This is a genomic window from Methylicorpusculum sp., from assembly GCF_030651835.1.
Taxonomy (GTDB): domain Bacteria; phylum Pseudomonadota; class Gammaproteobacteria; order Methylococcales; family Methylomonadaceae; genus Methylicorpusculum.
Window position 1 is genome coordinate 26,567 of the sequence record NZ_JAUSBX010000147.1, and the last position, 25,185, is coordinate 51,751.

22 protein-coding genes and 1 other RNA gene are annotated in these 25,185 nt (G+C 45.2%); 20 read left to right on the forward strand and 3 right to left on the reverse strand.

Going from position 1 to position 25,185, the window contains the following annotated elements; all coding sequences use genetic code 11:
• The first annotated feature begins 154 nt into the window (after positions 1-154).
• The 7 genes from Q7V32_RS18900 (at position 155) to dnaE (ending at position 9,522) form a co-directional block, all read left to right on the forward strand.
• Positions 155-760: a hypothetical protein gene (locus tag Q7V32_RS18900; protein ID WP_304898536.1), complete on the forward strand. Its 606-nt coding sequence runs from the start codon at positions 155-157 to the stop codon at positions 758-760.
• Between the two features lie 230 nt (positions 761-990).
• Positions 991-3,267: an outer membrane protein assembly factor BamA gene (gene bamA / locus Q7V32_RS18905; RefSeq protein ID WP_304898537.1), complete on the forward strand. Its 2,277-nt coding sequence runs from the start codon at positions 991-993 to the stop codon at positions 3,265-3,267.
• Between the two features lie 97 nt (positions 3,268-3,364).
• Positions 3,365-3,865 (forward strand): OmpH family outer membrane protein, encoded by a 501-nt coding sequence (locus tag Q7V32_RS18910; protein WP_304898538.1) that lies wholly within the window; start codon positions 3,365-3,367, stop codon positions 3,863-3,865.
• Between the two features lie 80 nt (positions 3,866-3,945).
• Positions 3,946-4,392, forward strand: coding sequence for a 3-hydroxyacyl-ACP dehydratase FabZ (fabZ, locus tag Q7V32_RS18915; RefSeq protein ID WP_159656339.1), 447 nt, complete (start codon positions 3,946-3,948; stop codon positions 4,390-4,392).
• Positions 4,343-5,164, forward strand: coding sequence for an acyl-ACP--UDP-N-acetylglucosamine O-acyltransferase (gene lpxA / locus Q7V32_RS18920; protein WP_370690850.1), 822 nt, complete (start codon positions 4,343-4,345; stop codon positions 5,162-5,164). Before fabZ ends, lpxA begins: the two co-directional genes overlap by 50 nt.
• Complete coding sequence (gene rnhB, locus Q7V32_RS18925; RefSeq protein ID WP_304898554.1) at positions 5,161-5,736, forward strand: ribonuclease HII; 576 nt, start codon at positions 5,161-5,163, stop codon at positions 5,734-5,736. Before lpxA ends, rnhB begins: the two co-directional genes overlap by 4 nt.
• Before the next feature lie 300 nt (positions 5,737-6,036).
• Positions 6,037-9,522 (forward strand): DNA polymerase III subunit alpha, encoded by a 3,486-nt coding sequence (dnaE, locus tag Q7V32_RS18930; RefSeq protein ID WP_304898540.1) that lies wholly within the window; start codon positions 6,037-6,039, stop codon positions 9,520-9,522.
• 175 nt (positions 9,523-9,697) lie between these two features.
• Here dnaE and Q7V32_RS18935 read toward each other — a convergent pair whose 3' ends face one another.
• Positions 9,698-11,800, reverse strand: a complete 2,103-nt coding sequence (locus tag Q7V32_RS18935; RefSeq protein ID WP_304898541.1) for an Rne/Rng family ribonuclease — start codon at positions 11,798-11,800, stop codon at positions 9,698-9,700.
• A gap of 484 nt (positions 11,801-12,284) precedes the next feature.
• On the opposite strand from Q7V32_RS18935, the gene rluC reads away from it, so the two are divergent.
• The 11 genes from rluC to Q7V32_RS18990 all read left to right on the forward strand — a co-directional run bounded on the left by rluC (position 12,285) and on the right by Q7V32_RS18990 (position 20,558).
• Positions 12,285-13,238, forward strand: a complete 954-nt coding sequence (gene rluC, locus Q7V32_RS18940) for a 23S rRNA pseudouridine(955/2504/2580) synthase RluC (RefSeq protein WP_304898542.1) — start codon at positions 12,285-12,287, stop codon at positions 13,236-13,238.
• On the forward strand, positions 13,225-13,893 hold the full coding sequence (locus tag Q7V32_RS18945) for an HAD-IA family hydrolase (RefSeq protein WP_370690851.1): 669 nt from the start codon (positions 13,225-13,227) through the stop codon (positions 13,891-13,893). Before rluC ends, Q7V32_RS18945 begins: the two co-directional genes overlap by 14 nt.
• Positions 13,883-14,863 carry a signal peptide peptidase SppA gene (sppA, locus tag Q7V32_RS18950; protein ID WP_304898543.1) on the forward strand — a complete coding sequence of 327 codons (981 nt, stop codon included), beginning with the start codon at positions 13,883-13,885 and terminating at the stop codon, positions 14,861-14,863. The genes Q7V32_RS18945 and sppA overlap by 11 nt, the downstream gene beginning before the upstream one ends.
• A gap of 104 nt (positions 14,864-14,967) precedes the next feature.
• Complete coding sequence (locus Q7V32_RS18955; protein WP_304898544.1) at positions 14,968-15,252, forward strand: PepSY domain-containing protein; 285 nt, start codon at positions 14,968-14,970, stop codon at positions 15,250-15,252.
• A 17-nt stretch (positions 15,253-15,269) separates the two neighbouring features.
• Entirely contained in the window at positions 15,270-15,941 is a 672-nt protein-coding gene (locus tag Q7V32_RS18960; protein ID WP_159656327.1) for a response regulator transcription factor, read from the forward strand.
• Positions 15,942-16,013: 72 nt separating this feature from the next.
• Positions 16,014-17,357: an ATP-binding protein gene (locus Q7V32_RS18965; protein ID WP_304898545.1), complete on the forward strand. Its 1,344-nt coding sequence runs from the start codon at positions 16,014-16,016 to the stop codon at positions 17,355-17,357.
• Positions 17,358-17,508: 151 nt separating this feature from the next.
• Positions 17,509-17,605, forward strand: an RNA gene (gene ffs / locus Q7V32_RS18970) — signal recognition particle sRNA small type.
• A 36-nt stretch (positions 17,606-17,641) separates the two neighbouring features.
• Positions 17,642-19,255 (forward strand): DNA polymerase III subunit gamma/tau, encoded by a 1,614-nt coding sequence (dnaX, locus tag Q7V32_RS18975; RefSeq protein WP_304898546.1) that lies wholly within the window; start codon positions 17,642-17,644, stop codon positions 19,253-19,255.
• Between the two features lie 20 nt (positions 19,256-19,275).
• On the forward strand, positions 19,276-19,599 hold the full coding sequence (locus Q7V32_RS18980) for a YbaB/EbfC family nucleoid-associated protein (RefSeq protein WP_159656321.1): 324 nt from the start codon (positions 19,276-19,278) through the stop codon (positions 19,597-19,599).
• A gap of 5 nt (positions 19,600-19,604) precedes the next feature.
• Positions 19,605-20,201: a recombination mediator RecR gene (recR, locus tag Q7V32_RS18985; protein WP_304898547.1), complete on the forward strand. Its 597-nt coding sequence runs from the start codon at positions 19,605-19,607 to the stop codon at positions 20,199-20,201.
• A gap of 18 nt (positions 20,202-20,219) precedes the next feature.
• Positions 20,220-20,558, forward strand: coding sequence for a histidine triad nucleotide-binding protein (locus tag Q7V32_RS18990; RefSeq protein ID WP_304898548.1), 339 nt, complete (start codon positions 20,220-20,222; stop codon positions 20,556-20,558).
• Positions 20,559-20,779: 221 nt separating this feature from the next.
• On the opposite strand, the gene rsgA is transcribed toward Q7V32_RS18990, so the two are convergent.
• Together rsgA and Q7V32_RS19000 are read right to left on the reverse strand one after the other, a co-directional pair.
• Positions 20,780-21,661: a ribosome small subunit-dependent GTPase A gene (rsgA, locus tag Q7V32_RS18995; RefSeq protein WP_304898549.1), complete on the reverse strand. Its 882-nt coding sequence runs from the start codon at positions 21,659-21,661 to the stop codon at positions 20,780-20,782.
• Positions 21,658-22,908 (reverse strand): M48 family metallopeptidase, encoded by a 1,251-nt coding sequence (locus Q7V32_RS19000; protein ID WP_304898550.1) that lies wholly within the window; start codon positions 22,906-22,908, stop codon positions 21,658-21,660. The genes rsgA and Q7V32_RS19000 overlap by 4 nt, the downstream gene beginning before the upstream one ends.
• An 89-nt stretch (positions 22,909-22,997) precedes the next feature.
• Here Q7V32_RS19000 and orn point away from each other — a divergent pair, with 89 nt between their 5' ends.
• Positions 22,998-23,543 carry an oligoribonuclease gene (gene orn / locus Q7V32_RS19005; RefSeq protein WP_304898551.1) on the forward strand — a complete coding sequence of 182 codons (546 nt, stop codon included), beginning with the start codon at positions 22,998-23,000 and terminating at the stop codon, positions 23,541-23,543.
• Positions 23,544-23,684: 141 nt separating this feature from the next.
• The gene (serS, locus tag Q7V32_RS19010; protein WP_304898552.1) at positions 23,685-24,959 is read left to right on the forward strand and encodes a serine--tRNA ligase; all 1,275 of its coding nucleotides are present in this window, start codon (positions 23,685-23,687) and stop codon (positions 24,957-24,959) included.
• Positions 24,960-25,185 lie beyond the last annotated feature (226 nt).

Genomic DNA, 25,185 nt, shown 5'->3' on the forward strand with positions numbered 1-25,185 from the left:
GATCATTTAAAAGAAGCGCTTGCAGCTGATTTCTGGGCTGGTTTCGTATTTAAAATGAATAGTAATAAAAAGGTCGGGCAGGGTTTGGGGGGTTCTCGTCTTTGGGGTTGAGTTGCTATCTGCGCTTGTGTTTGCGTTGAGAGGAAATACATTAATGAGCAATAAGCGAGAGAAAAATTCTGGCGGTGGACAGGCGTTGAATCCAATGATTCTTCGTGAAATTCCAGCCGACAAGAGTTTAGTAATAGTCAATAAAATGTTGATTTATGCTGTTCTGGCATTAATGGCTATTGTCATGGTGATGGGGTTTTTCCTTATGCCATCTCAGGATCTCTTGAATAGTTATCAAACAGCACAGCTTGATGCTACTTATAAAGCCAGGGAAAACCCTGTATTGTCTGCAGAAATTGATGCCCTCAAAGGGCAAATGATTGGTTTGGTCAGCGGCTCAATTGAGAGCAAATTAAGAACATTGGAACAAAGTGTTAAATTAGGTTCTGTAACCTATTCATTGGGAACCATTGAAGACCTTAAAAGTGACGTAAAAGTGCTTCGAGCTTATACTGAAAAGACGAAGCAAGTTCCAGCAGACACCAGCAATGAAGAGCTTTTAAAAGAAATGTCGCACCTTAAGAATTTGATTTACTTGACGGTTGCCTCTTGCGGTCTTATGTTGGCTGCTATAGGTGGTGTCTGGTTTAGGAATCGTTATCTATTGACCCACAAAAAGCCTATCAGCGGGTTTTTGGGTAAACGCTGACAATCCACTGGAATTTCAGCACCGCTCTTTTCTTTATCAATAATCCGGCTACATGGGCAGTTTTCTTGTCTGCCGGGTTGTTTAGCGCTGCTTCGGGCTAGCCCGGTTTTATTCTACCCTTCGTCCCAATAGCAAATCACTGTGCCCTTATTCCATTTGGTTGAGCGCCTAAGCTCTGTGGTATACTTGCCACGTTATAAGTCAACGGCAACCGTATTCCGCACACATTCATGAGATTATCAGCTTTATCAGTCATTATCATGCTGACTTTGGTATTTTCACAGGTAGTAAAAAGTGAAGACGGGTTTGTGGTTGATAATATTCAAGTCAATGGATTACAAAGAATTTCCGTTGGAACCGTTTACAATTATCTCCCCGTCAACATTGGGGATGTTTTTTCATCGGATCGGATCCCTGTTGCCGTCAGAGCGCTTTTTAAAACCGGTTTTTTCAAAGACATCACGATTGAAAGATCGGGGTCGACATTGGTGGTCAATGTGGTCGAAAGACCTTCAATCGCCAAAATTCTGTTTGAAGGTAACAAAGATATCAGTTCTGAGGATTTGCTGAAGGCATTAAAAAATATCGGCCTGTCTGAAGGAAAAGTATTCAACCAGCAAATTCTGGAAAAAGTCGAACAGGAGTTGAGGCGTCAATATTTTAGTCATGGCAAATATGGTCTTAAGATTGACACCGAAGTTGCCGATCTTACTCGAAACAGGGTGGGGATCAATATCAAGATTTCAGAAGGCCGGGTTGCCAAAATCAAGCAGATTAATGTTGTCGGCAATAAAACCTTCGATAATGACGATTTGCAAAAAGACTTTGAATTAAGCACCTCCAATCTTTTGTCGTTCTATACCAAAGATGACCAATATTCAAAACAAAAGCTTTCTGCTGACCTCGAACGTTTGCGTTCATATTATCTGGATCGCGGCTATATCAATTTCAATATTGAATCAACGCAGGTTGCCATAACGCCGGACAAGAAAGAGATTTATATTACGATCAATGTAAAAGAAGGCGATGTCTACACGTTAGAAAAAGTCAAACTGGCAGGCAATCTGATTGTTCAGCCCGATGAAATTACCAAGTTGGTTCAGGTTGGACCGGGTGAAATTTTCTCCAGAAGAAATGCGACTGAAACGTCGAAGGCTATCTCTGACCGCTTGGGTGATGATGGCTATGTTTTCGCAAACGTTAATATGGTTCCTGACATTAACGAGGCTGATAAGACCGTTGCGATGACGTTTTTTGTGGACCCGGGTAAACGGGTTTATGTTAACCGTATCAATATGAGGGGTAACACGAAAACCCGTGATGAAGTGTTGAGACGCGAATTACGGCAAATGGAAGCCAGCTGGGCGTCCAATACAAAAATAGAGCGATCCAAAACGCGTTTGGAAAGATTGGGCTATTTCGAGGAAGTCAATGTCGAGACACCGCCAGTGGTTGGTACTTCGGATCAAATTGATGTCAATTATACCGTTGTAGAAAGACCTTCCGGAAATTTGACGGCAGGTGTTGGCTTTTCGCAAACACAAGGTATTATCTTGAATGCCAATATCTCACAGGACAATGTCTTTGGGTCCGGCAAACGGCTCAATCTGGCATTCAATAACAGTGATGTTTCAACTAATTACCGGTTTGGCTTTTTAAACCCCTATTTTACTTTGGATGGTATTAGCTTGGGTTATGAACTGGGTTATCGAAGCACCGATGCACGGCAAGCTAATATTGCCAGTTATACTACCGATGTGGCAAATGCCGGTATGAACTTCGGCATACCGTTGAATGAATTTGATACCTTGCGCTTTAATGCCGATGTCAAGCATACCAGCCTGGATACTACGCCATCCTCATCGGACGAAATTACTAACTTCATTGATGAAGAAGGCGACAGTTTTTTAACCTTTGCGCCTTCTATAGGCTGGACGCATGATACGCTGAATCGTTTCGTTTTCCCCACCAGCGGCGGTCAGCAAAGGTTATCGGCCTTGGCAACTGTGCCGGGCAGTGATCTTGAATATTACAAAATCAGTTATAAACAGCAGGAATATTTCCCCATCGCCAAAGATCTGACGTTTAGTTTGAGTGCAGAAGCGGCGTATGGAGACGGCTATGGTAAAACAGATGAACTGCCCTTCTTTGAAAATTATTTTGCCGGCGGGGTGCGTTCTGTGCGGGGCTTTAACGATAATACCCTGGGTCCCAGAGATTCCACTAAACGTCCTTTAGGTGGATCTACGAAGCTGGCCGGCAGTGCGGAATTATTTTTTCCTGTTCCCTTTATGAAAGAATCCAAGTCGATAAGATTGGGTACTTTTATTGATGCTGGTATGGTCGATGACAGTTTTTCGTTTAATGAAATGCGCTATTCTGCCGGTATTTCCGGTGAATGGCTGTCGCCTTTCGGAGCTATTTCGGTCAGTGTCGCTAAGCCTATAAATCTTGAAGATCAAGATGACGAAAGAAACTTTCAGTTTTCATTCGGTTCCGGGTTTTAGGCATTTTAGTTTGCTCGATATATCCCCTATAATTTATACAAATTAAAATACGCGTTTATACAATTTACACTTACTTTTACCTAAGATGGATGAACTAATGAAAACTAAGATTGTTTTATTTTTGGGATTATTGTTATCGGCCAATGCGGCTTTTGCAGATTTGAAAATTGGCTTTGTCAATATCCCTGCTGTATTAGAGAAATCACCCCAAGCGGAAAAAGCTAAAAAACGTCTGGAGCAAGAATTTTCCCCAAGAGACAAACAGTTGCTGGCTCAACAAAATGAAGCCAAAGGACTGGAAGAAAGAATGAACCGAGATGCATCCGTTATGGGAGATTCGGAAAGAAGAAATTTGGAAAAAGACATTTTGGCTAAACAAAGAGAACTGAAAAGAAGCCAACAGGAGTTTAGCGAAGACTTCAATATGCGTCGCAACGAAGAATTGGGTAAATTGCAACGCAAGATTATTGAAGCAATACGTACTTTGGCACAAGAACAAAAATTTGATTTGTTGTTAACTGATGGCGTGATCTATGCCAGTGAGCAAATCGACGTAACCAGCCAAATTCAAGAAAAATTACTTTCCATGCCTGAATAAGAACTGATCAGTAAAGGACTGCAGGAGCGCCTCCATGACGGCTCGATTCTCAAATTTCATACATTCATCACGCCATAATAATGTCTATCAAGTTAGATATACTGCAAATTCAAGAATTTCTTCCGCACCGGTATCCTTTTCTGTTACTGGACAAAGTCATCGAGTGCGAGCCGGGTGTCAGGCTTTTGGGTGTCAAAAATGTGACTTATAATGAACCTTTCTTTCAAGGCCATTTTCCTCATATGCCAATTATGCCTGGCGTTTTGATACTCGAATCACTCGCGCAGGCAACCGGTTTGCTTGCTTCTGAAACTGCGCCCGATGTTCTTGGTAAAGGGATGACGTATTATTTGGTGGGAATAGATAAAGCCCGATTTAAACGGCCTGTTGTGCCCGGAGATCAGTTGATGCTTGAAGCAAAGTTTTTAAAGAGCAAACGTAATATCTGGTCGTTTGAATGCCGGGCGGAAGTAGACAATGAATTTGTCGCCAGTGCTAATATCATGTGTGCGGCAGCGGTGGACTGATTTGATAGATCCTAAAGCAATTATCGATGAACGCGCTCAAGTGGCCGATGATGTCTGTATAGGTCCTTATACAGTCATCGGCCCTGATGTAACGATTGGATCCGGAACGGTGATCGGGCCCCATGTGGTTATCAACGGTCCTACCCAGATAGGCGAGCAAAACCGAATTTATCAATTCACCTCTATTGGTGAAGATCCTCAAGATAAAAAGTATGCGTCAGAAAAAACGCGTCTTGAAATCGGCGATAGAAATACCATTCGAGAGTTTGCCACCATGCACAGAGGGACGCTTCAAGATCACGGTGTTACGTCAATTGGCTCCGATAACTTGTTCATGGCTTATACGCATGTCGCTCATGACTGTATGATCGGTGATCATGTTATCTTGGCAAATGGTGCTTCTCTGGCAGGTCATGTGCATTTGGGTGATCACGCCATACTAGGCGGATTTACGTTGGTTCATCAGTTTACTCAAATCGGACAATACAGTTTCTCTGCTATGGGTAGTGCTATAACCCAGGATATTCCTCCTTTTGTCATGGTAGGAGGGCGGCCCACTCGGCCGCATGGTATCAACTCCGTCGGAATGGAACGCAATGGTGTGACGCCGGAAGCAATAAGGCAAATTAGAAAAGCTTACAAAATCCTTTATAAAATGAATATGCGTTTGGAAGATGCAATAGAGGAAATGGAAGGAATGGCCGGTGATAGTGACGAGTTGTCCAACATGGTCAGCTTTCTTAGAAATGTCACGCGAGGAATTTTAAGATAGCGTATTCACTGGTAGCAGGCGTTGATGAAGTCGGGCGTGGTTGTATCGCAGGGCCGGTGGTTGCTGCTGCAGTCATTTTAAATCCAGATTGCGAAATATCCGGTCTGACCGATTCGAAAAAACTAACAGCAAAGCGCCGCGCGTATTTAGCCGGCCAGATTAAAGCCAAGGCACTGTGCTGGTCTGTAGGAAGAGCCGAAGCCAGCGAAATTGACCGCATCAATATTCTCCAGGCTTCGCTTTTGGCAATGGTCAGAGCTTTATCCGGATTAGACATTACCCCCGAGTGGGTGATGGTCGATGGGTCTTATTATCCTCCGGTCTTAATTCCTGGTGAAACCGTGATCAAGGGTGATCTTTTAATCCCCTGTATTTCGGCGGCTTCAATTCTGGCTAAAGTCGCGCGTGATAATGAAATGTCGTTCATCCATGGCATTTATCCCGGATACCATTTCGACAGTCACAAGGGCTATCCCACAAAAAAACATCTGGAACACATTCAAACACTTGGCTTGTTACCTATTCACAGGCGCAGTTTTGCACCGGTCAAGCAAGTCCTGGCTATTTCCTGATCAGCTAATACCCAAACCTCACTTTGAAGCGTTAATTTTCTATGTCGCTATTCAGTGGGGCAACAAAACAACGGTGATGAGCCGTGTAGGTTGCGGTTGGTGATAGTCAACCGAACATTTCAATGCCATGGCATTTATTGTTGGGTTGCGATAAGCATGCAATCCAAACTACGCTGAATAATTAATTTAAATACAGCCGTTGTTTCAGATTAGCGCCCTGTGGCAAAAGGAAGCTTATTGGCCTGCACTTTTGGTTAACTCCTTGCCGTTTTTGTTTATCTCTCAACTATCGCTATCAACATGCAACCTTCATTTGTCCATCTGAGATTACACACCGAATTTTCGCTGGTAGATGGAATTGTCAGAATTAAACCGTTGATTAAAACCTTAGCCGAAATGAATATGCCGGCTGTTGCTGTCACTGAGCAGGCTAACTTGTTTTCATTGGTCAAGTTTTATAAAACGGCTTTGGGGCAAGGCATAAAGCCGATTATTGGCGCTGATATCAATCTTTACAATGCCGATGAGCCGGCAGCTCCCTTTGGTTTGACATTACTGGTAAAAAACAGAAAAGGCTACGTTACTTTGACAGAGCTTATTTCCAAGGCTTACCAGGAGGGACAGCATCAGGGCATCCCAATGATTCAAAGGGAATGGATAGAGGCAAGCCATGATGGGTTGATTGCTTTATCAGGTGCAATGAATGGCGATATCGGCAAGGCATTATTGGCTAATAATACGCAGGAGGCGAAAGCGCTGGCAGAGCGATGGGCCGGACTATTTGAAAACAGTTTTTATCTGGAAGTTCAGCGGGTAGGCAAGCCGCATGAAGAGTTTTATATTGCTGCGGTAATGGAGCTTGCCTTGCAAAGAGAACTACCGATAGTTGCTACGAATGATGTCCGGTTTCTTAAAGCCAGTGAATTTGATGCGCATGAGGTTAGAGTCTGCATTCATCAAGGCCGTGTATTGGACGATACCAGAAGACCCAAGGATTACACTGCGCAGCAATACTTGCGGACGGCTGAGGAAATGCAGGCCTTGTTTTCAGATATACCCGAAGCATTGGCCAACACTGTGGAAATTGCAAAGCGGTGTAATCTGGAACTGACTCTGGGTAAAAATTACCTGCCCGATTTTCCAGTGCCGGAAGGGATGACCATTGATGAATTCCTGATTGATGCATCAAAAAAAGGGCTGGCTGAACGGCTAGTGCAATATCCGGCATTTGGCTCCGGCTCGAAAGAAGAAAACACAAAAGCTTATCACGACCGCCTGGATATAGAACTGAACGTGATAACCCAGATGGGTTTTTCCGGTTACTTCCTTATTGTTGCCGATTTTATTCAATGGGCTAAAAACAATGGCATTCCTGTTGGGCCGGGCAGGGGCTCCGGTGCCGGTTCGCTTGTGGCGTACGTGTTAAAAATCACTGATTTGGATCCTATTGAATTCGAATTATTGTTTGAGCGCTTTCTTAATCCCGAACGGGTTTCAATGCCTGATTTTGACGTGGATTTTTGCATGGATCGCCGGGATGAGGTGATTGATTATGTGGCCAGACATTACGGCAGGGACCATGTCTCTCAGATTATCACCTATGGCTCTATGGCCGCAAAAGCGGTCGTCAGGGATGTAGGGCGCGTGTTAAGTTTTTCTTACGGATTTGTCGATAGGCTTGCCAAGCTGATTCCCTTTGAAATTGGCATGACCCTGGAAAAAGCGCTTAAAGACAGCCCTGAACTCAAGCAGCTCTATGACAAGGAGGAAGAAGTCAAGGCGCTGGTCGATATGGCCAGAATGTTGGAGGGCATTTCCCGGAACGCAGGTAAACATGCCGGTGGGGTTGTTATTTCTCCCTCAAAGTTGACCGACTTTACGCCGCTTTATTGTGAGCAGGGCGGCGGCAATCTGGTAACACAGTTTGACAAGGATGATGTTGAAGCGGTCGGACTGGTCAAGTTTGACTTCTTGGGGCTGCGCACGCTGACTATAATCGATTGGGCGTTGCAAACGATCAATCACAGGCTGCAGAAAGCCGGTGAAGGAATCGTCGACATTACCCAGATTCCCCGGGATGATCAGGATACCTTCGAATTATTGAAAAAAGCCCAGACAACAGCGGTGTTTCAGTTAGAGTCCAGAGGTATGAAAGAGTTAATCAAAAAACTCAAACCGGACTGTTTTGACGACATCATCGCGCTGGTTGCATTATTTAGGCCTGGTCCACTGGAATCGGGCATGGTGGACGATTACATCAATGTCAAGCATGGCGCGAAAGCTGAATATGCTCATCCCTTGCTGATTCCAATTCTCAAGTCAACCAACGGCGTTATTCTGTACCAGGAACAGGTTATGCAGATTGCTCGTGAGCTGGCGGGCTATACCTTGGGTGGCGCTGACATGTTGCGCCGGGCTATGGGTAAGAAAAAGCCTGAAGAAATGGCCAAGCAACGAGAGATATTTACCCAAGGAGCGGTCGCCAATCAAATTGATGAAAGTGTCGCTACTTACATTTTCGATTTAATGGAAAAATTTGCGGGTTACGGCTTTAATAAATCGCATTCTGCCGCTTACGCTTTGGTCGCTTATCAAACTGCCTGGCTAAAAGCACATTTTCCAGCCGAATTTATGGCGGCAGTACTATCCGCCGATATGGACAATACCGATAAAGTCGTCGTTTTGATCGAAGAATGCCGGGAAATGAAGCTCAGTATTTGCCCGCCCAATATCAATGTTTCAAACTTCCGTTTCACGGTTAATGTTAAGCAGCAGATTGTCTATGGCATGGGGGCCATCAAAGGCGTCGGCGAATCGGCCATTGAGGAACTGATTAATGAGCGTGATCAGCATGGCAGCTATGAAGGTTTATATGACTTATGTAAGCGAGTGGATTTGCGAAAGGTCAACCGGCGTGTGTTGGAAGCGCTGATCAAAGCGGGAGCACTTGACGAATTCGATGATAATCGTGCTGCTCATTTGGCCGAATTGACGGTAGCTTTGCGTGTTGCCGAACAACATGGAAAAATGTCGGAAACGGGTCAAAATGACTTGTTTGGCTTGGCGGTAAATGCAGAGCCGGATGTTGATCAGTCAGCCTATTCGACAACGGCAGAGCCCTGGACAGAAGCCGAGCGCCTGACTGCTGAGAAAAATACTCTGGGTTTGTTTCTAACGGGACATCCGATTATTCAGTATGAAAAGGAATTAAAAAATTTCACACATGGCAAAATTTCCAGCATTCTTGCGGATGTAGAAAGATCCCGCGGACGAATGGAAGGGCGTGCTGCCGGAATGGTGGTTGATATTCGCACGCGACAAACCAAACAGGGTAAAACCATGGGTTTTGTTACGTTGGATGATCGTTCCGGTCGCTTGGAGTTGGCAATTTTTGGTGAAAGTTACGATAAATACCGCGATCTTTTATCAAAAGATGCGCTGCTGGTTGCCGAAGGCGCCATTGGAATAGACGACTTTACCGGGATGTTAAGGCTGACTGTGGAGAAACTTTACAGTATTGAAGATGCACGTAGTCAATTTGCCCGATGCATCCTGATTGACTGGAAGAATGCCGCGTCATCAACAAAAGAAATCATTGACCCTTTCGATGCGGTACTAAAGCCCTACAAAGGCGGATCTTGCCCCGTCGTTATTAATTATTCTTCAAATACGGCAAGGGCTTCGGTTCAATTGGGCGAAGAATGGCGTGTCCATCCTACCGATGAATTAATAGTCCGCCTAAAACGGCTTTTTGAAGGAGATCATGTAGAAGTTAAATACCGTTAAAAAGACGCTTCTTTAACGGTATTTGTTTGACAAGACATTGGTTGCGAATGAGCTTAATCGAAACCGACGTATGTTGTAATGTTGTATCCCGTCCTCTCGCAAATACTGCGTCTTGGCGGGTAAAAAGCGGTGGGTCGATGATCTTGGCATTTAAGCCGTCCTTGGCTTAAAGGTTTTAGTCGTTTTCTACCGGACTGGGCTCTCGTGCCGGAGCGGGAGAGGATTCAGTTGATTCGGCGGATTTAGACTCGGATTCTGAGGCCGAATCAGGTTTCCGGTAGTTTGGGTTGCGCGGTCTTCTTCTGTTGGGTCCCCGTCTGCGGCTTTGTGGCTTTTTAACCGGTTCGGCACCGCCTAGCGGTTGGGCAGCCACAATTTCTGTTTGCGTCACGTCTTCAGTCACCGCTTTTTCAACGGGTGGTCTTTCCGGTGGTTTATTTCTTCTTGGGTTTTTGCCATCAGGACTTCTGGGCGGCCTATTGCCGCGTCCATTTTGCGGGCGTTTGTTATCAGGATTTCTCCGGTTTTTTGAATGCTCTGATGCTTCTTCACCGTCGTCTGAAGGCTTTTTGGCTGGCGTATGCTTTACCGGTGCGTTGACATCAGGGGTACCGACTAATTTTTGCCAAAAACGCTTAATCAAGCTGGCCGAGTTATTTCTGTTTTGAACCGGTGCCGGCGTTTCATGCATAAACTCTTTAATCGCTGGCGAATCAATTTTGGGTTTACTCTGCTGAGCAAAATCAGGAAGCGGAATATCTTCCTCTTTAATCTGTAAATAACTCGGTTTTTCTTCGGACGCATCCTTACTTTTAATTCGCTCAATATCATAAGCGGGCGTTTCAAGATGCTTGCTTGGTAAAATGATAATGCCGACTTTCAGACGAGATTCGATTTGTTCGATAGCGGGGCGTTTTTCATTGAGTAAAAAGGTCGCGCTTTCGATAGGCAAATGCGCAATCACTTTTTCGGTGCCCGGCTTCATAGCCTCTTCTTCCAGCACACGTAACACGGCCAGTGCGACAGATTCGACATTGCGTATCATCCCCTGGCCTTTGCAGCGAGGACAGGTCAACTGAGTTGATTCGCCGAGAGATGGCCGCAGGCGTTGCCTGGACATTTCTAATAGCCCGAAACGAGAAATACGCCCCGTTTGGATGCGTGCTCTGTCAATCTTTAAGGCGTCGCGTAATTGATTTTCAACGGTTCGCTGATTTTTGTTGGACATCATGTCAATGAAATCAATGACGAATAGTCCTCCCAAATCGCGCAGACGCAATTGTCTGGCTATTTCATCAGCGGCTTCCAGATTGGTATTGAGGGCAGTCTCTTCAATATCACTGCCTTTAGTCGCTCTGGCCGAGTTGATGTCGATACTGGTGAGTGCTTCCGTATGGTCAATGACTATGGAGCCGCCGGAAGGTAATGACACCTCTCTGCCGTAGGCCACTTCAATCTGTGATTCGATCTGATAACGGCTGAATAAGGGCACTGCATCCTGGTAGAGCTTTGCCTTGGGTAAAAAGTGGGGCATTACCTGCTTCAGGAAGTTTTGCACCAATTTAAATGAGGATTCATTATCGATCAGGATTTCGTCAATGTTACTCCGCAGATGATCTCTTAGTGCGCGAATAATGACATTACTTTCTTGGAAAACCAAAAAGGGCGCAGTTTGCTCTTTGGAGGTTCGTTCAATGGCTTCCCACAATTGCAAGAGGTAATTCAAATCCCATTGCAGTTCCTCGGCATTTTTGCCGCACCCCGCGGTTCTGATGATCAGGCCCATGGTATCGGGTATTTCGAGTGCCGCCATGACTTCACGTAAATCACTGCGGGTATCGCCTTCGATACGCCGGGAGATACCGCCCGCTTTAGGGTTGTTGGGCATTAAAACGAGGTAGGTTCCAGCAAGACTGATATAGGTGGTTAAAGCGGCACCCTTATTGCCGCGTTCTTCTTTTTCAATCTGAACAACAATTTCCTGACCTTCACGAAGCTGGTCTTTGATTGACTGCCGACCTTCTGAAGGCGCGTTACTGGTCTGGAGAAAACTTGGTGCTATTTCCTTAAAAGGTAAAAAGCCATGTTTTTCAGCCCCATAGTTGATGAAAGCGGCTTCAAGACTGGGTTCTATTCGGGTTATGATTCCTTTGTAAATGTTTGATTTTTTTTGTTCTTTTGAAGGTACTTCAATGTCAAAATCGTAAAGTTTTTGACCATCTACCAAAGCAACACGCAGTTCTTCAGGCTGCGTAGCGTTGATAAGCATTCTTTTCATTCATTTTTCCTTGATAGGTTCCTGCTCCATTATCAGATTTTGTGATTTAGACAGTTTGGATTGTGTTCACGGCTTGTTTTATGCAGCGTGATAATTCATCTTTTACGGGTAGATTCAACTTTGAAAGTGACAGTATGCGAGTTTATTTTTGTATAGATCCGCTTTAGTTAAGGTTAAGAGGCTGAAGTGCTCATAACGATGGTTCAAAGTATGATGAAAGCAAAGGACTGTCGTCTTGTAAAATCTTTCCTAAACAGGAGTTATTGCAATTCGTTCGTCATGGGTCGAACGATGAAACCCAAAATTGTAATGCTCAAGCTGTTTAAAATTCATAAAAACAGTTTGGAAAAAACTATGATGTTCCGCTCTAATATTGCGAATCGGTTATGTCAATAAAATTATAGACTCGCCTAATATAGCAATGTTATGGCCATCCATCAATTTTAAAGCATTAAATTACGGGATATGCTGATATCATAAGAAAATGAAAACAGAACAAAATTGCCTATACGCTGCGGTGCAGATGGTTGAAATTACCGAGGAAACCAGTGATCAACGGTTGGATAATTTTTTGATTACCAAGCTCAAAGGTGTTCCAAAAAGCCACATTTATCGTATCGTGCGAAAAGGCGAAGTGCGGGTCAACAAGGGCAGAGTCGACGTTAAATACCGGTTGCAGTCGGGTGATTTAGTCAGAATTCCACCGGTTAGGGTCAATGTGGTTGATGACATTATTTTTGTGCCGAAAAATCTTAAACAGAGTCTGGAGCAGGATATTCTGTTTGAGGACGATGTCTTGATGGTGCTAAATAAACCCGCCGGTTATGCCGTTCATGGCGGCAGCGGCTTAAATACGGCAGTGATAGAAAGTTTGCGTCAATTAAGACCTGATGCGCATTTTCTTGAATTGGTACACCGTCTGGACCGGGATACTTCGGGGTGTTTGATTATCGCTAAAAAACGCAGTGCGCTGCGGACGCTGCATGAACTTTTCCGGGGAGATGGCATCAAAAAGTCCTATTTGGCCTTGTTGAGCGGTGTATGGGAGAAGAAATCCATGACCGTCAATGCGCCTTTGTTAAAGCAGACAGGCCAGAGTGGTGAGCGCATGGTTATCGTGAGCCAGGAAGGAAAAAGTTCGGCAACATTTTTCAAAGCTATTAAATCATTGCCTGATGCGACATGGGTAGAAGCCAGTCCGCAAACCGGAAGAACTCATCAAATAAGAGTTCATGCCGCCTGGTTGGGGCATCCCATCATTGGCGATGACCGATACGGTGATTTTGAAGTCAATCGAGGTTTTAAAAAAAGAGGTATCAAGCGCCTTTTTCTTCATGCCTTTAGACTTGAATTCCAGCATCCGGTGAGTGGTAAGCCATTAACCATCACTGCACCGATACCCGCAGATATGCAGGTTTGGTTTGATGATAAAAAGTAAGTTTGATTTGCTGATATTCGATTGGGATGGAACCCTGATGGACTCCATCGATTGGATTGTTTATTGTTTACAAAACGCAGCATTAGAGTGCGGACATAAGGCGCCGGATGAAGGTGCGGCAAAAGACATTATCGGACTTAGCATCAATCAGGCCATGTCAGTCCTTTTTCCGGAACTTGATCAATTCGAAACGCAGCGTTTAATCAACCGTTATTCACAGCTTTATTTTTCCCGTCAACTAGGGGTTGAGGACTTGTTTCCAGGCGTACTTGATCTTTTGAACGCGCTTAAGAAAAGCGGTTTTATGATGGCAGTAGCGACCGGAAAATCACGCAAAGGTCTTCAGCATGCTTTTGAACAAACCGGGATCGGCGGATATTTTGTTGCGAGCCGCTGTGCCGATGAGACGGCGTCAAAACCTGATCCGTTAATGCTCAAGCAGATTATTGAGGAAATCGGCATTCGAAAAGAATCTGCGGTCATGATTGGTGATTCTGTTCATGATCTGGAAATGGCTTCAAATGCCGGAATATCTTCAATTGCAGTTACCTGCGGCGCGCATGCTGAACAGCAGTTATTGCCGCATCGCCCCCTGGAATTTCTTCAAAATACATCTGATTTAATAACATTTCTGAGGTTAAATAATGGAAAGTAATAATGACATGACGCAAGGCTCTGAGGGTCAAAAACAACAGGGTTGGGAGCGCGAAGTCATTGAGAAACTGGCGCTCGCTGCTGTAACAGAGCAAAGAAAAGCACGACACTGGAGCATTTTTTTTAAATTGTTGTTGTTTTTTTACCTGGTCGCTGTTTTTGTTGTCGCGATGTATCCCTCCATCAAAAAAGACATGGATGTGAGTGGAGGAGAAGGTCACACAGCCGTCATCGATGTGGTTGGTGTCATAGCGGAGGATAAGCCCGCCAGCTTTGAAAAAATCTCACAAGGCTTACGCGATGCTGCAAAAGATAAAAATACTAAAGGCATTATTCTGCGCATTAATTCGCCCGGTGGCAGCCCCGTCCAGTCTGACTATATTTTTCACGAAATCAGACAGGTTAAGCAGGAGTTTCCCAATTTGCCTATTATTTCGGTAGTGAGCGATATTTGCGCTTCCGGCGGCTATTATGTGGCTTCTGCAACTGACAAGATTTATGTGAATGAAGCCAGTCTTATCGGTTCGATTGGTGTGGTCATTAATGGCTTCGGCTTTGTTGAAACACTGGAAAAAATGGGTGTAGAGAGACGGACGCTGACTGCCGGAGATCATAAAGCGATGCTGGATCCTTTTTTACCGGTGAATGAGCTTGAAACCAGGCATATGCAAACATTGCTCAATCAGGTGCATAAACAATTCATCGATGCGGTAAAGAAGGGACGTGGCGATCGCCTCAAAGAAACGCCCGATATGTTTTCAGGGTTGGTGTGGACCGGTAAGGAAGGCGTTTCTCTGGGGTTAGCCGATGATTTTGGCAGTGACAAATTCGTTGCGAAAAACGTTATTGGCGCTGAAAAACTGGTTAATTTTACACCTAGCGAACGCATAATGGACAGATTGTTTGGCAAGCTGGGAACCTCTTTTGGTCAGGCTGTCAGTGCGGCCTTTACGCGCTGGGATATGAGATGAAGTTGGATTCAGTGACTATTCAGTCATTTAGACGTATATTTTAAGCCATGCAATTTGCAGAGACCAAAGGGTAGTGCAACACATGATTATGTTCCGGATTTTCAATGGCAAATTTAATTAAAGTAATTTTGATCGGCTTCATGTTCCTCGCCTCTGTTTTGTCTGGCAGCGAGGTAGCCTTTGCTTCGGTTTCTCTAGATGAGGCAACCAGGCAGGTGCTTTCCGATCCGCAAAATAAAGTGCTGGGTGCCAAAACGGAGACGATTAATGAAAGAGAGGTTCATATCATTAAGGTGCTGACAGCCGATGGCCGGATTCAGCATTTTATAGTTGATGCCCAGACGGGGGATTTGTTGGAAGACTTTTTGCCCGATGAAGATAAAGAATGACATAAAGAGAGCGTGCTATGCGAATTTTGGTGGTTGAAGACGAGCCGTTGATTGGTGATCAGATCCGGCAGTTTTTGGGCAGGAAAGGTTTTGCAGTGGATTTGGCTGCAACGGGTGCTGACGGATTCTATTTGGGTAGCGAGTACCCGATTGATGCGGCGATCATCGATATAGGACTGCCCGATATTTCGGGCGTAGAATTGATCAAAAAATTGCGCAAGGAAAATGTCGAGTTTCCGATTTTGATTCTGACTGCCAGAAGCCGTTGGCAGGAAAAAGTTGAAGGTCTGGAATCGGGTGCGGATGACTATTTAGTCAAGCCGTTTCATTACGAAGAATTGCTGGCCAGGCTTAATGCTTTAATCCGTCGGTCGGGTGGTAAATCGCACCCGGTCTTGACTCATGCCAATATTGAGTTGAATACCGTATCGCAGGAGGTGACTGTTGCCGGTGAAAAAATGGATTTAACTGCCTTCGAATATAAAGTTTTGGAATACCTGTTGTTTAGAAAAGGTGAGGTCGTTTCAAAGTCAGTATTAACCGAACATATTTACGATGAAGACTTTGATAGAGACAGCAATGTCATTGAAGTATTTATCGGGCGGCTAAGAAAAAAACTGGATCCTGACGGTGTCGTCAAACCCATTGAAACGCTACGTGGACGCGGCTACCGCATACCCGCAAATTAATCCGCTGCAGTGCGACTGAAAATAAATGAGTTAATGCATAATTGTTGAGCTGAATCCGGTGTTTGAAGCAAAGTGAAACGTAAATCCCTCAGTCTCAGGCTGCTTTTTTCCACCGGCTTTGTTCTCGCTTCTTTTTTTGCCATCGTATCAGTGGTTTTGGAGCGTGGTTATAAGGAAAGCGCGGAACAAGCGTTGCGTGAAAATTTAAAAGTTCAGGTTTATTCGCTTTTGTCGGCCGCCGAATTGACGCGCAACGGTCAGATTAAACTGCCTAAAGCCTTAAGGGACCCCCGTTTTTCTGATCCTGGTTCAGGCCTGTATGCCTCGGTTCAGTCCTCAAAAGGCAAAACAGAATGGCATTCGCCATCGGCTGTTGGCTTGACTTTATCTCCGCCTCCCCAAATAGCGCCTGGAAAGTTTGCCTTCCTGCTGGATGACATGGGGCGCTATGTTTTGCACTACAGTGTTATTTGGGAAGATAAGCGAAGAAAAGGACGTGAATTTATTTTTAGTGTGGCTGAGGACAGTCAATTTGTCAGCAACCAGGTTTCAAGTTTCAAAAGAGTGCTGCAGTCCTGGTTGATGGGGATTGGTTCGGTACTTATTATTATTCAATTAGTGGTTCTTCGCTGGAGTTTAAAACCGCTCAGAGTTATCGTCAAAGATCTGGAAGCGATTGAGCGCGGCGATAAAACCCGGCTTGATGGTGTTTATTCAACTGAACTGGAAGGCTTGGCAGGTAATCTGAACGCGTTAGTAAGCAGTGAGCGAGCTCACCTTGAGCGCTATCGAAATACACTGGCCGATTTGGCGCATAGTTTGAAAACACCGTTAGCGATACTGAGAGGCTGCATTGAAACGCCTGAATTGAATAAAAAAACCGCGTTGGATCAAATATCAAGGATGAATGAGATCGTCGAGTATCAGCTGCAGAAAGCCGCGGCAAAAGGTGAGAAAAAATCGACAGGCACAGTCGATGCCTCAGTAGTCCTGGATAAAATTATCGGGTCCATGCGCAAGGTTCACAGTGAGAAAAGAATTAACTTTGAAACCCGAAAGCCTGAAAGCTATAAATTATATTGTGAAGAAGGCGATCTTTACGAAATTGCCGGCAATTTGATCGACAATGCCAGTAAATGGTGTGATAAAAAAGTCAAAGTCAGTTTGCAAAATAAGAACCAAATTAAGAAAAACAAGTATAAATTTCTACTTCAAATTGAAGATGATGGTCCGGGTATACCTGCAGGTCAACTGGAAGAGATTCTTAAAAGAGGGGTCAGGGCTGACCAGAACATACATGGACATGGAATTGGCATGGCTGTTGTCAATGAATTGGTTGGACTGATGGGGGGAGAGCTTTTCGGTGATAAAAGCCCTTCACTAGGTGGTATGCGTTGGAAGGTTTATTTGCCCTGATCCGTTTTTGCCGATGATCCTTGGTTTTCAGGATATTACAGTCAGTCCACTGCGATTCCTGATGATTATTAAAATTAAGGTTGAATTTTCAAATCGATTCCATCATAATGCGCCCTCTTTAGCCGTTTAGGCGGCTCTATTATGGAAACCGTGTCGGTCCTCTCGCAACGATACGCTGTAAACCCCGCCAGGTCCGGAAGGGAGCAACGGTAGCAGCAGATTCGTGTGCCGGGATGTGGCTGGCACGGTTCCCTCCCCAATTTCATACCCTTTAAGAGTCTTCAATGACTTACCAGGTTCTTGCCAGAAAATGGCGTCCTCGCAATTTCTCGGAAATCGTTGGACAAGAGCACGTTGTTAATTCTCTGATTAACGCACTCAAACATAACCGTCTACACCACGCTTATTTGTTTACCGGCACTCGCGGTGTTGGCAAAACGACTATCGCCAGAATTCTTGCCAAAGCAATCAACTGCGAAGCGCGAAAAGATTATAATCCGTGCGGCCAATGCAATGTCTGTATCGAAGTTGATCAAGGCCGATATCCGGATTTGATTGAGGTGGATGCTGCATCCAGAACAAAAGTCGATGATACCCGCGATCTCTTGGAAAATACTCAATATGCCCCAAGCAGCGGGCGATACAAAGTTTACCTGATCGATGAAGTGCATATGCTTTCCGGGCACAGCTTTAATGCGCTGCTAAAAACCCTGGAAGAGCCACCCGAACACGTCAAGTTTTTATTGGCAACAACTGACCCCCACAAAATTCCAGTTACAGTTTTGTCGCGTTGCCTGCAATTCAATCTGAAAAGTATGCTGCCGGATCAGGTCTTTTTGCAAATGGAGACGATTTTGCAAAAGGAAGCGATAGACGCCGAATCTCCCGCTTTGAGAATGCTGGCAAGAGCTGCAGATGGTAGTATGCGTGATGGCTTGAGCTTACTTGATCAGGCCATTGTTTTTGGTAATGGCCGTGTCAATTTGGATGACGTTACCGCGATGCTCGGAACGATTGCCCAGCAGCCGGTTGATAATCTGATTTATGCTCTTTTAGAAAGAGACGCTGTAAAGCTTTTTCAGATCATTAATGAATTATCTGATTTGACGCCAGATTTCGGCGATGTGCTGCAACGAATTTTGCTCGTTTTACACAAGATTGCGTTGTATCAGGTGGCTCCTTCCGTAGTGAAAAACGATTTTGATTTGGATTCCGTGGCCATGCTGGCTGAAAAAATCAGTCCTGAGGAAGTTCAGCTTTATTATCAAATTGTGTTGATTGGCCAACGGGACCTTGCACTGGCTCCTGATCCGCGCAGCGGATTTGAAATGGTCATGCTGCGGCTTTTGACGTTTCAGCCTGCTGTTTCAGAAAAGCAAGTCCGTTCGTCTCCAGTAGTCTCAGTAAAAGACACTCGTCAGACCAAGCCCCAAGAACCTGAACGTTCCGCTTCCAAGGTGCAAGAGACTTTGAAAGTACCGGAGCCGGGCAGTCAGGAAAAGCCGGTTACAAGTGATTCAGTTGAATGGTCTGATCTGGTCGTTGCGATTAAAATCAGAGGAATGACGCGGGAGTTTGCTAATAATTGTGTCTTGAGAAATATTAGTGATACAGTTTGTACGCTTGAATTGGATACCGGGCACAAGCATTTACTCAGCCCTAAAATTGAGGATAATTTGCAGAAGGCCTTGCAGGATTATTTTTCTAAGCCAATCCGTCTGGTTATCCAGACCGGTGAAGTTGAGGCTGTCACACCGGCAATGAAGCATCGCAAAGAACGTGAAGAATTACAGCAAAACGCCGTGGATTCTATCAATAATGACGAGGCTGTTGCGGCATTAAAAGAACGATTTGATGCGCGGGTTGTTCCCGGTACTATCGAGCCCGCAGGTCAATAAATTTAAGGAGTAACCCTATTATGAAAAATGCACTGGGCAATTTAATGCAGCAAGCCCAAAAAATGCAGGAAGATTTAAAAAATGCGCAAGATGAATTAGCCCTGATGCAAGTGCTGGGCGAATCTGGCGGTGGTCTGGTCAAAATAGTGATGACTGGCAAAAGAGAAGTGCGAAAAGTGACGATAGATGACTCTCTGGTCGGTGATGACAAAGATATGCTGGAAGACTTGGTTGCTGCGGCAATCAATGATGCGGTTCATAAAGTTGCAAAAATGAAGCAGGAAAAAATGGCGCAATTTACTGCAGGATTTCCTCTGCCGCCCGGATTTCAGATGCCTTTTTAATGGTAATGGATAAGAAAGGCTTGTTAGGGCAATTAATTCAGGATTTGTGCTATCTACCGGGAGTCGGGCCAAAATCGGCTCAAAGAATGGCTTTCTATTTGTTGCAGCGCAACAGAGACGGTGCGAAAAGATTGGCGGAGACTTTGCTCGAGTCTCTTAATAAAGTGACACGTTGTAAAAGTTGCAGAAATTTGACCGATCAAATGATTTGTTCCATCTGCTCGAATCAAGGTCGAGATCATTCTGTTGTCTGCATCGTTGAAACGCCCGCTGATGTGTGGGCTGTGGATCAGGCGTCTGTATTCGGCGGTGTTTTTTTTGTGCTTCATGGCCATTTATCGCCGCTGGATGGCATCGGTCCGGATGAGCTGGGCTTGGACCTGCTAGAGCAAAGATTGGAAAATAAAGAAATCAAAGAAATTATTTTGGCGACTAACTCTACCGTAGAAGGAGAGGCGACGGCGCAGTTAATTTCAGAAATCGCAAAAAGATCCCATGTTCGGGCCAGCAGGATAGCTCATGGTGTTCCCATGGGAGGCGAGCTTGAATACATCGATAGCAGTACTTTGACCCACGCATTTAAAGGGCGCAAGCCGATATAAAAAATAGAGGGGGAAACAATGACCGATTGTATCTTTTGTAAAATGGTCTCTGGCGAAATAAAGCCGGATATTGTCTATGAAAACGAGCAGGTATTAGCCTTCAGAGACATTAATCCACAGGCGCCTGTTCATATATTGGTCATTCCAAAGGCGCATATCAGCACGTTAAACGATCTTCATGATGTGTCTCTTGCAGGGCATTTACTGCAGGCAGTTACCAAAATTGCTGCTCAGGAAGGGTTAGCAGATGATGGTTATCGAACAGTAATAAACTGTAACGAGCAGGGTGGCCAGGAGGTCTTTCATTTGCACTTACATGTGCTGGGTCGGCGGCAGATGCGCTGGCCTCCCGGCTAGCTAATAAGGCGGCTTATTAACCGGATGTTGCTGATCCTTCCTGAGAAGTGGGGCGGCTTCTGGTTTGCTGCTATGCAAATTATGATTGTGTGCGGTTAATCCTGAATAGTGCAATTCGTGGCCCAAATGATTGCTCTATAGTAGCCGCCGAGTGGCTCATTTTTCGCAAAAAAACCTATTCCCATTCAAGAAATCACTTGCATAAAGATTGCCTTTTTTTATCAGGCCAGCGTCATCTTTTCTCTAAGCTTTAAAAAACGCTGATAGCGGCTCGCAGAAATATCACCTTTTTCAATGGCCACACGGATCGCGCAGCCTTTGTCTTTATCGTGTCTACAGTCGTTGAATTGGCATTGGTCAATGTATGGCTGAAAGTCCCTGAAACCATAAGCCAAATGTCTTTCCGTCAACCCTGCCAGTCCGAAGATGGCTACGCCCGGACTATCGATGAGATCGCCGCCGCCCGGCAGGTGATAAAGCGTAGCTGCTGTTGTGGTATGGCGACCGTGCCGGGTGGTTTCTGAAAGCGTTTTGGTTTTTAGATCCAGGTCGGGAATGAGTGTTTTGGTTAAAGACGATTTGCCGACTCCCGATTGGCCGGCCAGAATGCTGGTTTGGTCTTTAAGTGCTGAATTAAGGCTATCCAACCCCCGATGGTCATAGGTACTGACCGTATAAAAAGGGTAACCGAGTCGGCTGTAAATATCGAGTTCAGCTAGCAAGGCTTCGGGCAGTGCAAGGTCGATTTTATTAAGGATGATAGCTGCGTCAATGTCTCTGTTTTCACACACGGCGAGATATTGATCGATTAATAGAAAATCGCAAAAAGGCTCAACGGCCACGACAACAAAAACTCTGTCGATATTCGCCGCTACCGGACGGATCTTTCCATTACTGGACGGGCGAATCAGCAAAGAACGCCTGGGCAATATTTCTTCAATACTGCCTTGATCAGGTGAACTTAAACGCCATAGAACACGATCGCCGACCGCGACTGTTTCCAGTTTTCGTCGCGGTTGGCAAAGAATGATTGTGTCATTGTATTGAACCGCAATGCCTTGGCCCAAGTGCGATATGACCAGGCCTTCAATCAATTCATTCATGTGGTTTGCATTTTTGATTCCAGATGCCCTATTCGAACGGCGGCAGGGGGGTGGCTGTAGTGGAACGCAGAATACAAAGGATCAGGCGTTAAAGTGCTGGCATTTTCCTCATATAATTTAACCAGGCCGCTGATCATTTTTGAAGCTTTGGCATTGTTTGCAGCAAAGTCATCGGCTTCAAATTCAAATTTTCGTTGGAAATAAGCACTGATGGGTTGCATGAACGGAGTAAAAGCAGGTGATACCATCGTGAACAGCAACAGAGCTGCCGCATTGGATGGCTGGCTAACGCCCAGCCCATTAAAAAACCATTCCTGATGGATGATCCAGCCTAAAATGGCAAAGCTGATCAAGCTCATGATTGCACTGGCAATCAGCATTTTAATCACATGTTTGCATTTGAAATGGCCCAATTCGTGAGCCAAAACCGCCTCAAGTTCCTCATCGTCCAGGGATTTAACGAGCGTATCGAAAAATACGATCCGCTTGTTGTTGCCCAGGCCGGTAAAATAAGCATTGCCGTGCCCTGAACGCTTGGAGCCATCCATGATAAAGATGCCTTTGCTGTTGAAGCCGCAACGCGCTAACAAACCTTGTATGCGATCTTTCAGTACACCTTCTTCCATCGGGGTGAAAGTATTGAACAACGGGGCTATTACAGTTGGAAAAAGCCAGCTCATCAACAAGGAAACGGACATCAAAACCGCCCAGGCCCAGATCCACCAGTTATCTCCGATTGATTCCATGATCCATAAAATCAGGGCTAACAGCGGTAAGCCGATAGCCGCCATCAAGCCCAGTTGCAAGAACTGATCTTTGACGAATTGCTGGGTGGTGCTTTTGTTGAAACCGTATTTTTCTTCAATAACAAAAGTTTGATAGAGGTGTGTAGGCAGTTCTATCAGCGTCATGACCAGGATAATGCTGGCGATAGCGCAAAGATCCGCCACTAAAGGCGATAGGCCCGTGGCTTGCCAGGTTTCAAAGGCAAAACCGATGCCGCCGCCAAGAGTCAAAGCTAAAAGCAAGATCAGGCCAATGATGCTGTCGATTCGGCCCAATTTGCCTTTGTCGATTGTATAATCGGCTGCTTTTTGATGGGCTTCCAGCGATACACGCGCTTTGAACGCATCAGGAACCGCAGCGCGATGCTGTAAAACATGAGACGCTTGACGTTCTGCCAACCAGAACTGGATTGCGTAAGACACGGCCAACGCAAATAAAAAAATAAGGGTAAAAGTATTCATCGTAATTTGTGCCCGATGTTAAGAAATAGCCATAAATAACCGCCAATGCTACACTAAGTGCAATTTTTATCATACTATGGAAACGAACAATGGCAATGGACTCATCACATTTGATTTGGATTGATCTGGAAATGACCGGGCTTGATCCGGACCGTGACTTAATCATCGAAATAGCCACAATCGTAACGGATAAAGACCTTAATATACTGGCAGAAGGCCCTGTGATGGCAGTCCATCAGTCCGACGCAGCTTTGGCGGGAATGGATGAATGGAATCAAGCGCACCACGGCGCGTCAGGTCTCATTGAGCGGGTAAGGTCCTCTAGCGTCAATGATGCTGAAGCAGAGTCAAGAACACTGGCGTTTTTGAAAGAATGGGTGCCGGAAAAGACGTCCCCGATGTGTGGTAACAGTATTGGTCAGGACCGGCGTTTTCTATGCCGGTATATGCCGCAATTAGAGGCGTTTTTTCATTACCGGAATTTGGATGTTTCAACACTCAAGGAACTTGCCGCCCGTTGGGCGCCTCACTTAAAAGACGGCTTTGCCAAGAAAGCAGCGCACAGAGCCTTGGATGATATTGTTGAATCGGTTGAAGAGTTACGTTTCTACCGCACACATTTCATTAAGTTCTGACCCTACCCGGCTCCATTCAATTTGTTCAAAATAAAAATGGCACGCACTAATCCAAGTCGTTAGTTTGATTTGGATGTGCCTGACTGATTCCAGGAAATCCGACCTCGTCGTTTAACTCAACTTTAAAGGTAAACAATCACTATGCTAGATCCGCGTTTATTTAGATCCGATCTTGATTATATTCGCCAGCAATTAGATCGCCGTTCGTTTCAATTCGATACCGATGGCTACGTCAAATTGGAAGCACAGCGAAAAGATATTCAAGTCAAAACGCAAGATTTACAAAATGAGCGTAATAACCGGTCAAAATTGATTGGTCATGCGAAAGCCAGTGGACAAGACATCCAGCCTCTACTCGATCAGGTTCAAAATTTGGGCGATCAGCTTAAAGAAGCTGAAAATGAGCTGGCTGCAGTTCAAGCGCAATTGTCAGAAATCATGGAGGGGATTCCTAATATTTTGGATGACTCGGTTCCCGCAGGACGCAGCGAAGAAGCGAACCAGGAGATATACAAATGGGGTCAAAAAAAGGATTTCACGTTTCAACCCAAAGATCATGTTGAATTGGGTGCTATCGATAAAGGCATGGACTTTGAGCTGGGCGTTAAAATTGCCAGTGCGCGTTTTGTTGTCTTAAAAGGACCTCTGGCACGATTGCAGCGTGCGATTATTCAACTGATGCTGGATACGCACACGGCAGAACACGGTTATATGGAAACTTATGTTCCTTACCTTGCCAATGCAGCTACTTTGAGGGGAACCGGGCAGTTGCCTAAATTCGAACAGGATTTGTTTAAAGTGAATAACGATCCTGCTTTTTATTTGATCCCTACGGCTGAAGTACCTGTGACCAATATTGTCAGGGACGAAATTGTTGAGGCGAAAGAACTCCCGTTGAAATTCGTTTGTCATACCCCCTGTTTTCGAAGCGAGGCGGGAGCTTACGGCAAAGACGTTAAGGGCATGATTCGCCAGCATCAATTTGAGAAAGTTGAATTGGTCCAAATCGTCAAGCCCGAAGATTCCGCTGCAGCGCATGAGCAGTTGACCTTGCATGCAGAAGCCATTCTTAAAAAACTCAATCTGCCTTATCGTAAAGTATTGCTGTGTGCCGGTGATACCGGGTTTTCCTCAGCAAAAACATACGATCTGGAAGTCTGGCTGCCAGGTCAAAATACGTACCGGGAAATATCATCCTGCAGTAATTTTAAGGATTTTCAGGCAAGAAGGCTTCAGGCGAGGTGGCGTAATCCAGAAACAGGTAAGCCTGAGTTGCTGCACACCCTGAATGGATCCGGACTTGCTGCCGGGCGGACCTTGATAGCCGTGATGGAAAACTATCAGGACGAACAAGGCCGTATTCATATTCCCGAAGCCTTAATTCCCAACATGGGTGGCTTACAGGTTATAGGCTGATTCGCCCTTGCCGAACCGGAATTCCGTTATGTTAAGCCTCATATGGCCGGTTTTCCAGCATAGCGCTGTATACATAACTACAAAAGTAACTACTCGCCCGCTTGAAATAGAAGGTGTAGGTGATTGATTGAAAAGGCTTCTGCAACAGGGATGTTGCAGAGAGCTACAAGGATGTATTCATGCGTCCTTTGAAATCAAGCACCTACACCCAATAAAATAGGAAGGG

Coding starts and splice junctions, on each gene's coding strand:
- sppA (WP_304898543.1), top strand. CDS start 13,883: ATGGAAAGTAATAATGACATGACGCAAGGCTCTGAGGGTCAAAAACAA.
- Q7V32_RS18990 (WP_304898548.1), top strand. CDS start 20,220: ATGACCGATTGTATCTTTTGTAAAATGGTCTCTGGCGAAATAAAGCCG.
- orn (WP_304898551.1), top strand. CDS start 22,998: ATGGCAATGGACTCATCACATTTGATTTGGATTGATCTGGAAATGACC.
- recR (WP_304898547.1), top strand. CDS start 19,605: ATGGATAAGAAAGGCTTGTTAGGGCAATTAATTCAGGATTTGTGCTAT.
- dnaE (WP_304898540.1), top strand. CDS start 6,037: ATGCAACCTTCATTTGTCCATCTGAGATTACACACCGAATTTTCGCTG.
- lpxA (WP_370690850.1), top strand. CDS start 4,343: ATGAATTTGTCGCCAGTGCTAATATCATGTGTGCGGCAGCGGTGGACT.
- Q7V32_RS18955 (WP_304898544.1), top strand. CDS start 14,968: ATGGCAAATTTAATTAAAGTAATTTTGATCGGCTTCATGTTCCTCGCC.
- Q7V32_RS18910 (WP_304898538.1), top strand. CDS start 3,365: ATGAAAACTAAGATTGTTTTATTTTTGGGATTATTGTTATCGGCCAAT.
- Q7V32_RS18945 (WP_370690851.1), top strand. CDS start 13,225: ATGATAAAAAGTAAGTTTGATTTGCTGATATTCGATTGGGATGGAACC.
- Q7V32_RS18980 (WP_159656321.1), top strand. CDS start 19,276: ATGAAAAATGCACTGGGCAATTTAATGCAGCAAGCCCAAAAAATGCAG.
- Q7V32_RS18960 (WP_159656327.1), top strand. CDS start 15,270: ATGCGAATTTTGGTGGTTGAAGACGAGCCGTTGATTGGTGATCAGATC.
- fabZ (WP_159656339.1), top strand. CDS start 3,946: ATGTCTATCAAGTTAGATATACTGCAAATTCAAGAATTTCTTCCGCAC.
- dnaX (WP_304898546.1), top strand. CDS start 17,642: ATGACTTACCAGGTTCTTGCCAGAAAATGGCGTCCTCGCAATTTCTCG.
- rsgA (WP_304898549.1), bottom strand. CDS start 21,661: ATGAATGAATTGATTGAAGGCCTGGTCATATCGCACTTGGGCCAAGGC.
- rluC (WP_304898542.1), top strand. CDS start 12,285: ATGAAAACAGAACAAAATTGCCTATACGCTGCGGTGCAGATGGTTGAA.
- Q7V32_RS18935 (WP_304898541.1), bottom strand. CDS start 11,800: ATGAAAAGAATGCTTATCAACGCTACGCAGCCTGAAGAACTGCGTGTT.
- Q7V32_RS19000 (WP_304898550.1), bottom strand. CDS start 22,908: ATGAATACTTTTACCCTTATTTTTTTATTTGCGTTGGCCGTGTCTTAC.
- serS (WP_304898552.1), top strand. CDS start 23,685: ATGCTAGATCCGCGTTTATTTAGATCCGATCTTGATTATATTCGCCAG.
- bamA (WP_304898537.1), top strand. CDS start 991: ATGAGATTATCAGCTTTATCAGTCATTATCATGCTGACTTTGGTATTT.
- Q7V32_RS18900 (WP_304898536.1), top strand. CDS start 155: ATGAGCAATAAGCGAGAGAAAAATTCTGGCGGTGGACAGGCGTTGAAT.